Annotated in this window: 12 protein-coding genes; 8 read left to right on the top strand and 4 right to left on the bottom strand. The window is 64.1% G+C overall.

The window, feature by feature from the left end:
- Nucleotides 1–10 precede the first annotated feature (10 nt).
- From LB518_RS11370 to LB518_RS11340, 7 genes are all read left to right on the top strand, one after another.
- Nucleotides 11–1,081: an amidohydrolase family protein gene (locus LB518_RS11370; RefSeq protein WP_224577502.1), complete on the top strand. Its 1,071-nt coding sequence runs from the start codon at nt 11–13 to the stop codon at nt 1,079–1,081.
- Nucleotides 1,078–2,178 (top strand): amidohydrolase family protein, encoded by a 1,101-nt coding sequence (locus LB518_RS11365; RefSeq protein WP_224577501.1) that lies wholly within the window; start codon nt 1,078–1,080, stop codon nt 2,176–2,178. Before LB518_RS11370 ends, LB518_RS11365 begins: the two co-directional genes overlap by 4 nt.
- Nucleotides 2,179–2,183: 5 nt before the next feature.
- The gene (locus tag LB518_RS11360) at nt 2,184–2,594 is read left to right on the top strand and encodes a Rieske (2Fe-2S) protein (RefSeq protein ID WP_224577500.1); all 411 of its coding nucleotides are present in this window, start codon (nt 2,184–2,186) and stop codon (nt 2,592–2,594) included.
- 102 nt (nt 2,595–2,696) lie between these two features.
- A complete protein-coding gene (locus tag LB518_RS11355; RefSeq protein ID WP_224577497.1) occupies nt 2,697–4,223 on the top strand; it encodes an ABC transporter substrate-binding protein in 1,527 nt (508 codons plus the stop codon).
- A 63-nt stretch (nt 4,224–4,286) separates the two neighbouring features.
- A complete protein-coding gene (locus tag LB518_RS11350; protein WP_224577495.1) occupies nt 4,287–5,219 on the top strand; it encodes an ABC transporter permease in 933 nt (310 codons plus the stop codon).
- Entirely contained in the window at nt 5,216–6,118 is a 903-nt protein-coding gene (locus LB518_RS11345) for an ABC transporter permease (RefSeq protein WP_224577494.1), read from the top strand. Before LB518_RS11350 ends, LB518_RS11345 begins: the two co-directional genes overlap by 4 nt.
- Nucleotides 6,111–7,769 (top strand): ABC transporter ATP-binding protein, encoded by a 1,659-nt coding sequence (locus LB518_RS11340; RefSeq protein WP_224577492.1) that lies wholly within the window; start codon nt 6,111–6,113, stop codon nt 7,767–7,769. The genes LB518_RS11345 and LB518_RS11340 overlap by 8 nt, the downstream gene beginning before the upstream one ends.
- 41 nt (nt 7,770–7,810) lie before the next feature.
- On the opposite strand, the gene LB518_RS11335 is transcribed toward LB518_RS11340, so the two are convergent.
- On the bottom strand, nt 7,811–8,425 hold the full coding sequence (locus LB518_RS11335) for a helix-turn-helix transcriptional regulator (RefSeq protein WP_224577490.1): 615 nt from the start codon (nt 8,423–8,425) through the stop codon (nt 7,811–7,813).
- 149 nt (nt 8,426–8,574) lie between these two features.
- Here LB518_RS11335 and LB518_RS11330 point away from each other — a divergent pair, with 149 nt between their 5' ends.
- Complete coding sequence (locus LB518_RS11330) at nt 8,575–9,177, top strand: superoxide dismutase (RefSeq protein WP_224577488.1); 603 nt, start codon at nt 8,575–8,577, stop codon at nt 9,175–9,177.
- A gap of 134 nt (nt 9,178–9,311) precedes the next feature.
- Here the strand turns inward: LB518_RS11330 and LB518_RS11325 are convergent, their stop codons facing one another.
- The 3 genes from LB518_RS11325 to LB518_RS11315 all read right to left on the bottom strand — a co-directional run bounded on the left by LB518_RS11325 (nt 9,312) and on the right by LB518_RS11315 (nt 11,865).
- Complete coding sequence (locus LB518_RS11325; protein ID WP_224577486.1) at nt 9,312–10,037, bottom strand: SDR family NAD(P)-dependent oxidoreductase; 726 nt, start codon at nt 10,035–10,037, stop codon at nt 9,312–9,314.
- A 26-nt stretch (nt 10,038–10,063) separates the two neighbouring features.
- Nucleotides 10,064–10,789 (bottom strand): SDR family NAD(P)-dependent oxidoreductase, encoded by a 726-nt coding sequence (locus LB518_RS11320; protein WP_224577484.1) that lies wholly within the window; start codon nt 10,787–10,789, stop codon nt 10,064–10,066.
- A gap of 74 nt (nt 10,790–10,863) precedes the next feature.
- Nucleotides 10,864–11,865, bottom strand: coding sequence for an ABC transporter permease (locus LB518_RS11315; protein ID WP_224577482.1), 1,002 nt, complete (start codon nt 11,863–11,865; stop codon nt 10,864–10,866).
- Between the last annotated feature and the right edge of the window lie 3 nt (nt 11,866–11,868).

The following is an 11,868-nucleotide window of genomic DNA, read 5'->3' as shown; positions in this document are numbered from 1 at the left end:
GCGCAGCGAAATGAATCTCCAGAATTTGGGAGCCATCGATTGCGACATGCATCCCGTCGTTCCGGAGCTGAAGGCTCTCGTGCCGCATCTGCCAGCGAACTGGCGCGAGGCAGTTGAATCGCGCGGAATCCCAGGCTTCGAATCCAACGCCTATCCGCAGCGGGCGCCGATCACCGCGCGCCCCGACTGGCGCGATGATGCGGGCGCGCCCCCTGCAGGCATCGATCGCTATCGCAAGGCGGTCATGGACCGCTGGCAGCTCGGCCATGCGATCGGCAATTGCATCTACGGCGTCCACATGGTGCTGAGCGAGGACATGGCCGTCGCGCTCGCGACGGCGGTGAATGACTGGATGGCGGCGGAGTGGCTCGACGCCGATCCGCGCATGCGCGCCTCGATCATCGTCCCGTGGCAGAACCCCGAGCGCGCCGCCGACGAGATCGATCGCTGCGCTGCCGACCGGCGTTTCGTCCAGGTCCTGATGCCGGTCATGGCCGAGGCGCCGCTCGGACGCCGGCACTACTGGCCGATCTACAAGGCGGCCGAGCGGCACGGACTGCCGATCGGAATCCATGCCGGCAGCGCCTATCGCTTCCCGGTCACGCCGGTCGGCTGGCCGAGCTACTATGTCGAGGACTATGCCGCCCAGTCGCTTGGCTTCCAGGGCCAGCTCGGCAGCCTAATCTGCGAGGGCGTGTTCAGCAAGTTCCCGAATCTCAAGGTCGTGATGATCGAATCCGGCGTGTCGTGGTTCACGCCGTTCCTGTGGCGATTGACCAAGTTCTGGCGCGGAACGCGCAGCGAGGTCCCCTGGGTCGACCGCCCACCGCTCGAAATCGCCCGCGATCACATACGCCTCACCGCACAGCCGCTGGACGCGCCCGATGACGTGGAGACGGTCGGGCGGATCATCGACCAGTTCCAGTCGGACGAGATGCTGCTGTTCGCTTCGGACTACCCGCATTGGCAGTTCGACAATGATGAGGTCGTTCCCGCCGGTCTCAGCGCCATCTCGATCGAGAAGATGGCGGTCCAGAACCCGCTGGCGACCTACCCACGGCTCAGGGAGACGCGCCTATGAACATCGCCCTCACCGACACGGCCGACAAGTCGTCGGCGCGTCAGGCCACGGCCCTCGTCGATTGCGACATCCATCCGGCGCTGCGCTCGGCGGCGGATCTGCGTCCCTATCTCAGCCTGCGCTGGTGGGACTATCTGCAGACTTACGGCCTGAGGTCCCGGCACGGCTTCGCCAAGGGAACGCCGTTTCCGAAGATCGTGCCGGGTGCCGCCCGGCGCGACGCCTGGCCTGAATCCGGACCGCCGGGCAGCGACCTTGCATTGATGCGGCGCCAGCATCTCGACCATCACGGCATCACGATGGGCATTCTCAATCCGCTCAGCCCGTCCGGCGGCGACCAGAACTCAGCCTTCAGCGCCGCGCTTTGCTCGGCAACGAACGACTGGCTCGTCGACGCCTGGACCAGCCAGGAGCCGCGGCTGAAGGCGTCGGTCCTTGTCCCCTATGAGGATGGCGAGGCGGCGCGCGAGGAAATCCGCAAGCGCGCCGGCCAACCCGATTTCGCGCATGTGCTGTTGCTGAGCCGAACCAGCGAGCCGCTCGGCAAGCGCCGCTACTGGCCCATCTTCGAGGCCGCCTCCGAGGCGGGGCTGCCGGTCGCGACACATGTGTTCGGCTATAGCGGCTTTCCGTCCACCAATAGCGGCTGGCCTTCCTACTATATCGAGGAAGGCGCCGCCCATCCGGCCGGTTGCCAAGCGTCGATCGCCAGTATGATCTTCGAAGGCGTGTTCGACCGCTATCCGGACTTGCGCTTCGTTGTCATCGAGGCGGGTTTCGGCTGGCTTCCCGCCCTTGCCTGGCGGCTCGACCGCGCCTGGCACCGGATGCGCGACGAGGTTCCGCATGTGAAGCGGCCGCCGTCCGAATATATCCGCGAGCGGGTCTGGATCAGCACACAGCCGATGGAAGAGGCGCCGCAGCCGCAGGCGGTTGCGCAGACGATGGCCGATATCGGCTGGGACCGGCTGCTCTTCGCCAGCGACTATCCGCACTGGGATTTCGATGATCCGAAGTTCGGCCTGCCGCCTTCGCTTTCGGCCGAGCAGCGCGACCACATCCGCTTCCGCAATGCCCACACGCTCTACGGACTCTGACCGTCATGGCCTATCACGTCGTCGCGGCGATCGAAGACATGCCGCCGGGCTCGCGCCGGGTCATCGAGGTGAACGGGCGGGCGGTCGCCGTGTTCAACGTCGAGGGCGAGTTCTATGCGCTGCTCAACCGTTGCCCGCATCAGGGCGCGGACCTCTGCAACGGGCTGCTGACCGTCGCCGTCACGTCGACCGAGCCGGGGATCTACGATTTCGACCCGAGCCGCAACGTGATCCGTTGCCCCTGGCATGCCTGGGAATTCGATGTGCGGACCGGCAAATCGTGGTGCGAACCCAACCGGGTCAAGGTTCGCAGCTTCAAGACGGAAGTCAGGAGCGGGAAGCTGATCGAAGGCCCCTATGTGGCCGAGACGTTCCCGGTCAAGACGGACGGGACCTATGTGCTCGTGGAAGCCTGAGCCGGGCTTCTGGGCGGCCGCGAACAGGGCGGAGGAGCCCGGACGGCAGAAACGGCGCGGTTCGGTTCAACAACAAACAGATTTCGAGGGAGGGACAATCAGATGGCCAATCGGCTGAGAACAAGACAGGCTCTAGGAGCCACCCTGCTGGCGAGCGCGGTCGTGCTGGGCTTCGGCGCCCCGGCGCTGGCGCAGCAGAACGACGCCATAACCGTCGTGCAGGAGCAGGAGCCCGATACGCTCGATCCCTGCGAGCTGACCAAGAAGAATGTCGGCATGGTGATCCGCGAGAACATCGTCGAGACCGTGACCGAGATCAACCAGCAGACGGGCAAGGTCGACCCACGCCTCGCCGAGAGCTGGTCGACCATCGACGACACCACGTGGCGCTTCAAGCTTCGCCCGGGCGTCAAGTTTCATGATGGCAAGCCGCTCAACGCCGCGGCCTTCATCCAGGCTTTCAAGCGGATGATGGATCCGAACCTGTCCTGCTCGAACCGCGTTCTCTATTTCGAGGGAATGGGTGTCGACCTGACGGCCGTCGACGACCTGACGGTTGACGTGAAGACCCCCCAGCCGAGCCCGATCATGCCTGTGCTGATGTCGATGGTCGGCATCGAATCGCCGGCGACCGATGCGCACACCCTCGTTCGCAATCCGGTCGGCACCGGCCCCTACCGGCTCGTCGAGTGGGCATCCGGCCGCAGCATCACGACGGAACGCAATCCGGACTATTGGGGCGAGAAGCCGCAAGTCGGCAAGGTGACCTACGTCTTCCGCGAAGAGCCAGCCGTCCGCGCGGCGATGGTGGCCAATGGCGAGGCCGACATCTCCCCGGTCATCGCTCCACAGGACGCGACCAACAAGGACACCGACCACAGCTATCTCAATTCGGAGACGGTTCGCCTGCGCTTCGATATCGGCAAGCCGCCGCTCGACGACATCCGCGTCCGCGAGGCGATCAATTACGCCCTCGACCGCCAGGCGATGCTCGGCACCGTCTTCAGCGCCAGCTGGCAACCGGCCAAGAACATGGTGATGCCGACGATCAACGGCTACAATGACGCGGTGCCGTTCTGGCCGTACGACCCGGACAAGGCCCGCGCGCTGATTGCCGAGGCCCGCGCCGCCGGCGTTCCCGTCGACAACGAAATCCTGCTCATCGTCAACAATGGCTCGCCCGGGGGCACCGAGGCGCCGACCGTGATGATCGAGATGCTGAAGGACGCCGGCCTGAATGTCCGCCTGCAGATTCTCGAATCGGCCGAATTCTACAAGTTCTTCTACAAGCCGTTCGGCGACGGACAGCCTGCCAACATCCTCTTCGAGTCGCATGACAACAACAGCGGCGATGCCGGATTTACCCTTGTCGGCAAATACGCTTCCTGGGGCGGCACCTCGAAGCTGAACGACGCCGAGGTCGATAGCGAGATCAAGCGTGGCCTGGCCGCGACCGATCCCGAACGCGGCGAGATCTTCCGTGACGTCTTCAAGAAGGTGCATGACATGGCCGTCGACGCCGTCCTCTATCACCAGACGACAGATACCCGGATTGGTCCGCGCATCACCTACACGCCGACCGCCGCGACCAACCAAGAGCTTCAGATCAGCCAGATCCAGTTCAAGTAAGTCGTATAGACGCATTGTACGGCGGCCGGGTTCGGCCGCCGTCAGGTCCGGGGAGGACGAGATATGGCTCGATATGTGCTGCGGCGTGCGCTTCAGAGCCTTTACGCCGTTCTGATGCTTCTGCTCATCGTCTTTGCGATGACGCGGCTGACCGGAGATCCGACCAATCAATACCTGCCGCTGTCGGCCTCGCCGCAGGCGCGCGCCGACTTTGCAGCGTTGCACGGCTTCAACGACCCCTATTATGTGCAGTTCATCCACTATGTCTCCGACCTCGCGCATGGTGACTTCGGCCAATCCCTGTTCAAGCAGCGGCCGGCGATGGAAGTCGCGCTCGAGGCATTTCCGATCACGCTGACGCTCGCCTTTTTCACCATGTCGATCGCGCTGGTCCTCTCGATCGTCCTCGGCTCGCTCGCGGCGATGCGGCCGAACGGACTGTTCGACCGCATGATCAGTCCGCTGACGATCTTCACCGCGTCCGCGCCGACGTTCTGGGTCGCTCTGGTCGCCATCTTTGTCTTTGCGATGATGCTTGGCTGGGTACCGACCTCCGGCATGGGCACGCCGGTGCACTGGATCCTGCCCGTCTGCGTGCTGGTGCTGACACCGCTCGGCGTGCTGACGCAAGTCGTCCGGTCGAGCATGGTTTCGAGCCTCAGCGCGCCCTATGCCAAGACCGCGCTCGCCAAGGGCGCCAGCGATGCCCGCGTGGTCTTCGTGCATGCGCTCCGCAATTCGCTTCTGCCGCTGATAACGATTGCCGGCGTGCAGGCGACCGGCCTCGTCAACGGCGCCGTCGTCATCGAGACGATCTTCGGCTTTCCGGGCATCGGAAAGGTCATGATCGATTCGATCCGCGACCGCGACTTTTCGCTGACCATCGCCTGCATCCTGCTCGCCGCCGTTGTCGTCTATGCGATGAACGTCGCCATCGACATCATGTATGCGCGGCTCGATCCCCGTGTGCAGATCGGCGGGGAGGCACGCCGATGAGGCAGATGCTGGGACGTCTCGTCCATGACAAGGCGGCGCTGGTTGCGGCTCTCTATCTGCTTGCCGTCGTCGTCGTAGCGCTCGTCGCCCCGCTGATCGTCGATGCGAGCCTGATGCGCTCCAATCTAAGGCTGCGGCATCTTCCGCCGCTCCACTTCGATCATGGCTGGTGGTATGTGCTCGGCGGTGACGCGCTTGGCCGCAGCATGCTGGCACGGCTCGTGGTCGCGGCGCGAACGACGCTGGCGATCTCCTTCGCCACCGTGAGTTTGTCGCTCGTCATCGGCGCCGCCATAGGGCTCGTCGCGGGGCTGAGCAATGCTTGGTGGAGCACCGCCATCATGCGGGCGATCGATGTGCTGATGAGCATCCCGTCGCTGCTGCTGGCCATGGTCGTGCTGTTTGTCATCGGAGCTTCGCCTCCGGTCGTCGTGATGATCCTCACGGTGACACGCATCCCGATCTTCGCGAGGACCGCCCGCGGCCAGGCGCTGGAAATCCGCGAGCGGCCGTTCGTCTCCGCCTCCCGGGTCATGGGCGCGAGCAGCCTGCACCTCCTGGTCCGGCACATGGCGCCCTTGGCGCTGCCAACGCTCTTCTCAGTGGCGGCGCTCGAATTCGCCCAGGTCATGCTTGCGGAATCGACGCTGACATTCCTCGGCATAGGCGTCCAGCCGCCGGACGTCACCTGGGGTCTCATGGTCTCTGACGGGCAGCGCTATCTCGCCACCGCATGGTGGAGCGCACTCTGGCCAGGTCTCGTCATTGCGTCGATCGCCCTCGCCGCAACCATCCTCGGCAACTGGTTCCAGGTGGCGAATGATCCGGTCCTGAGGGCCCGCAGCGCCCGCAAGTCGCGGGTGCCGGCCGCCGAAAGCAAAGTTGCGTCCAATGCTTAGCAAGACTCCGCTGCTCGAGATCGACAATCTGGTCGTGGACTTCGAGACGCCAGGTGGCACGTTCAACGCGGTACGTGGCATCAGCCTTTGCCTGGAGCAGGGCGGCTCTCATGCCATCATCGGCGAGAGCGGTTCCGGCAAGAGCGTGACCGCCTCGGCGATCATGAGCCTCATCGACTCGCCTCCGGGGCATGTGTGCGGCGGCGACATCCGGTTTCAGGGCCGCAGCATCCTTTCGATGCCACGCGCCGAGCGGCGCCGGCTCTATGGTCGCCATATCGCGATGGTCTTCCAGGATCCGGCGGCCCATCTCAATCCGGTCTATCCGGTCGGCTGGCAGATCGCCGAGGTCTGCCGTATCCACGGCCGGCCTGCCGGCGAGGCCAAGCGCAGCGCGATCGCGCTGATGGATCGTGTCGGCATCGGTGACGCCGCGCGGCGCTATCATGCATTTCCACACCAGTTCTCGGGCGGGCAGCGTCAGCGGATCATGATCGCGATGGCCATGGCCCTGCGACCGGAACTCCTGATCGCCGACGAGCCTACGACGGCGCTGGACGTCACGGTTCAGGCCCAGATCCTCGAACTGATCCGCGAACTGCAACAGGAGAATGGCAGCGCGCTGCTGCTGATCACCCACGATCTCGGCGTCGCCGCCGACATCGCCCGGACCGTTTCCGTCATGCGCCGCGGCGAATTCGTCGAGGAGGGCACGATCGCCGATGTCTTCGTGGCGCCGCGGCATTCCTATACCCAGAAGCTCTTGGAAGCGCGGACGTCCAGCCGCCCGCAAGTGACCACTGCTGATGCCGAGGTGCTGCTCGAAGTGAAGGACGTCAGCATCGACTATGGTTCCGTTCGCGCCGTGTCCGATGTCAGCCTCCAGCTGCGGCACAACGAGGTGCTCTGCGTTGTCGGCGAAAGCGGTTCCGGCAAGTCGACGATCGCCAACGCCATTCTTCGTCTGCGCGAGATCACCAGCGGCAGCATCTGCTATCGCGGCGCGGACATCCACAAGCTCGGACGGGCCGAACTCGACGCTTATCATCGCGCGGTGCAGGCTGTGTTCCAGGATCCCTTCGGTTCGCTCAATCCGCGCATGAGCGTCTTCGACATCATCTGCGAACCCTGGTCGATCCAGCGCTCCGTGCTGCCAAAGAGCGAATGGCGCCAACGCTCGGTCGAACTGATGGAGAGCGTCGGCCTGACGGCGGGCGATCTCGGCAAATATCCGAGCGAGTTCTCAGGCGGCCAGCGCCAGCGCATCGCCATCGCCCGCGCTTTGGCGCTGCAGTCCGAGATCATTGTCTGCGACGAGGCCGTTTCAGCGCTCGACATGACCGTTCAGGGCCAGATCATCAGCCTCTTGCAGGAAATTCGGGCACGCATGGGCGTGGCCTTGCTGTTCATTACGCACGATCTGACGCTGGTCAGGAACTTCGCCGACCGGGTGATCGTGATGAAGGCAGGGGAGATCGTCGAACAGGGTTCGACCGAGGACGTCTTTTCCAATCCGAAGCACGGCTACACCAAGATGCTCCTGGCCGCGTGCCCGGTGCCCGATCCTGTGGTGCAGCAGGAAAGGCGGAATGCGGCCAAGGTCGCATCGGGAGGCAATCAGGGCGCACACGCCTTGGCTCGCGGCGCTTGAACAGCTTGTCGCCGCACCGCCGAAGCTCATGCGTGCGGAAACTACCGAGGCGTTTCGTCCTCAACCGGACGCACGACATAGGTGCAGCGTCGGCCGCCGGCGACGATGTGCTCCGTGCGTTCCACGGTGGTCTCCTGCCCCAGAACGGACCTGAAAACCTGCAATTCCGCCCGGCAGAGCCCTTGGCAGGATGCGGCCGCAGCGCAGATCGGACAATGGTTCTCGATGAGGACGATCGAGCCATCCACCTCTTCGCGCCAATCCGCCATATAGCCCTCGGCCGACCGAAGATCGGCCAGCATGGCGACGCGGTCGCGAAGCGAGAGCCGCCCTTCCATCGCCGCCGCATAGGCCAGGCGCGTCTCGTCCTCACGACGCGATATGACGGCGTCGAGGGCAGTCTCGCCAAGGCTGTCGCGGATGATCTCGAGCAGCTGCACGGTCAGCGCGGCATGCGTGTCGGGGAAGCGGCTCTGCGCCCGCTCGGTCAGTTGCCACCGTTGGGTCGGTCGGCCGACGCCGGATGGAAGGCTGGTTGCCGATACGAGTCCGGCCTCCGATAGGCGCAACAGCTGCTGTCGCGCCGCTTCGCCGGTCGTTCCAAGCTGCTGACCCAGCACGGCGGCGGTGAGCGGGCCATGCATCTTCAGCGCCATCAAGATGCGCTCCGCCGGGCTGCGAGGCGACCAGGCGCTATTTTCCAAGTCGGAACTTGACATATCCACGGGCGTGTTATTCAAAGGACATGCTTGGAATAAACGGCGCGCCTGTCGAATGCAAGCGCGACCCTTTGAGGAGATCCATCATGGCGTTTGAATTGCCTGCCTTGCCGTTTGCCGCTTCAGCCCTTGCCGGGCGCGGGATGAGCCAGGAAACCCTTGAGCTGCACCACGACAAGCATCATCAGGCCTATGTGACGGCCCTCAACGGCTTCGTCGACAAGAACGCGGCGCTGCAGGGCCTTTCGCTGGAAGAGATCATCGCCGCCGTCAAGGACAAGCCGGATCTCGCGCCCGTCTTCAACAATGCGGGCCAGCACTGGAATCACATCCATTTCTGGAACGCCCTGTCGCCCACCGGCGGCACCGTTCCCGGCCGGCTCGAAGCCAAGCTCGTTGAAGATTTTGGCTCGGTCAGCGCCTTCAAGGATGCGTTCAAGACGGCGGCGACGACGCAGTTCGGATCCGGCTGGGCTTGGCTGATCCTCGGTCATGACGGCAAGCTGAAGACCACCAAGACCGCGAATGGCTCAAACCCGCTCGCCACGGGCGAGGGAAAGCCGCTCCTCGGTCTCGATGTGTGGGAGCACAGCTACTACGTCGATTTCCGCAATCGGCGTCCGGATTATGTCGTCAACTTCCTTGATACGCTCGCCAATTACGAGTTTGCGGAAGCCAATCTCGGCTGAGGGTCCCAAAAGGCTTCGATCGGTCCCCGAAAGCCCGAACGTAAACGATAATCACCAGCGCCGCGTCGGCGCTGGTGATCCTGTGGCACTCGGCGTCGGGCGGATGACCGCCGGTTTGCGAACTGCGTTTCGCCCTAAGGGGCGAGATAGCCACCGTCGACCACCAGCGACGTGCCGGTTATGTAGCTTGCCTCATCGCTCGCCAGGAACAGAGCCGCATAGGCGATCTCCATCGGCTGGCCGGCCCGCTTGAGAAGGCTGCCTTCGATCAGTGCTGCCTCGATCACCGGTCCCTGGTCCTTGTTCATCGGCGTGACGATGTAGCCCGGATGCAGCGAGTTGCAGCGGATCCCGTCCTGACCATGCGTTGCCGCGACGTTTTTCGAGACGTTCAGGATCGCGCCCTTCGCCGCCTGATAGGCGTGAGCGCTCGGGACACCGGCGAGACCCCAGATCGAGGCGACGTTGATGATCGAGCCCTGCTTGCGGCTGATCATGTGCGGCAGCGTCTCGCGCATGCCGTAGAAGATGCTCTTCAGGTCGATGTCGAGGACCTTGTCCCAGAGCTCGTCGGTCGTCTCCAGGATCGGCTCGTAATAGCAGACCGCGGCATTGTTCATGAGGATATCGATCTTGCCATGCCGGGCAACGATCCCGTCGACGATCTGCTTCCACCCTTCGCGGCTGGTGACGTCGAGAGGCAGGAATTCCACCGGGCTCGATCCGGCATCCTCCGCCTCCAGAACATCCCCCGAGATCACGGTGGCGCCTTCGAGGGCGAAAAGCTCCGCCGTCGCCCGCCCGATGCCGCGAGCCGCGCCGGTAACCAGCGCGACCTTACCCTTGAGCCTGTCGACCATAGGTACCTTCTCCTGTCCGTTCCGGCCTAGGGCGCCAGATAGCCGCCATCGACGACCAGCGAGGTGCCGGTGACGTAGCTCGACTCATCGCTCGCCAGGAACAGCGCGGCATAGGCGGTCTCGATCGCCTTGCCGGGGCGCTTCAGCACCGTGCCGGCAATCAGCGCCGCATTGATCTCGGGTGCCTGATGCTCGTTCATCGGCGACAGGATGTAGCCCGGATGCAGCGAATTGCAGCGAATGCCATCCTCGCCATGCGTGGCGGCGACATTCTTGCTGACATTGAGGATGGCGCCCTTGGCCGCCTGATAGGCGTAGGAGTTCGGCACGCCGGCAAGGCCCCAGATCGAGGACACGTTGATGATCGAGCCCTGCTTGCGCTTGATCATATGCGGCAGCACCTCGCGCATGCCGAGGAAGATGCTCTTCAGGTCGATGTCGAGGACGCGGTCATAAATCTCGTCGGTCGTCTCGAGGATCGGCTCATACAGGCAGATCGCGGCATTGTTGATCAGGATGTCGATCTTGCCGTGCTGGGCAACGATATCGTCGATGACGGCCTTCCACTGGTCTTTCTTGGTCACATCCATCTTGACGAAGGTGACCTGGCTTTCATCGGCGTCTGCCGCGTCGAGCACATCGGCCGAAATGACGGCCTTGGCGCCTTCCCTCATGAACAGCTCGGCCATCTCGCGGCCCTGGCCACGCGCGGCGCCGGTGATGAGGGCAACCTTGTCCTTCAGGCGATCCATGACGTTTCTTCCTTTCGATATCCAGGCTTGTTCGTTTGCCGCGCTTGCGGCTTGTGGCTGTTTCAGGATGCCGTCTAGGTCCGACGCATCCTGTTGCGTGCAAGGCGGCGCGTGTTGACCGCGTCGAACAGCACCGCAGCAAAAATCAGGGCGCTTTGCATGAACTGCACGAGGAACGGATCGACATTGAGCAGCGTCAAGCCGTTGTTGATAACGCCGATCAGCAGAACGCCAACCAGCGTTCCCCAAAGGCTGCCCTTGCCGCCGAACAGGCTGGTGCCGCCGATGACGATGGCCGCGATGACGCGAAGCTCGACACCGGCGCCGCTCGTCGGCGTCGCGGCGCCAATGCGGCCGACCGTGAGGATCGCCGCGATGCCTGCGCAAAGGCCTGCCAGCAGATAGACGATGAGCAGAACGCGGTTGACGTCGATGCCCGCGAGACGCGCCGCCTCGCGGTTGCCGCCGACTGCGAACACGCTCTTGCCGAACGAGGTGCCGGTCAGAAGGAACTGGCCGATGATGAAGATGATCACGGTCACGATCACCGACACCGGCAGGCCCCCGAATATACGGTCACCGCCGAAGAAGGTGATGGCGTGCGGCAGATCGTAGACGCTCTTGCCTGTGCTCGATTCGAGGGTGAGGCCCTGCGCCATGCCCATGGTGGCCAGCGTCACGATGAAAGGGGCCAAACGGAGCATCGACACGGAAAGCCCGTTCACCACGCCGACGAGCATGCCGACGGCCAGCATGACGATGATGCCCACCTCGGCGCCATAGCCCGCCTGAATGACGAGGGCGCCGATCATGCCGGCAAGGCCGATGGCGGCGCCGACGGAAAGATCGATGCCGCCCGTGATGATGACGAACGTGCCGCCGACCGCGGCAACGCCGACCACGGCCGACTGGGCGAGAATCGCATAGATATTCTGCGGCGTGAGGAAGCGGTCCGAGAGGAGCGTCAGCACCACGCAGATGATCAGCAGGACGACGGCGATGGCGCTAGTCGTGTTGCCGAGGAGCCGTCCGACAACACCGCCGGCGGTCAGGCGCTCACGGGGGGCGGCCGACATCAA

Origin of the sequence: Mesorhizobium sp. BR1-1-16, from assembly GCF_020165495.1 — a bacterium.
Taxonomy (GTDB): Bacteria; Pseudomonadota; Alphaproteobacteria; order Rhizobiales; family Kaistiaceae; genus Kaistia.
This window is presented reverse-complemented; position numbering and strand designations above follow the sequence as displayed.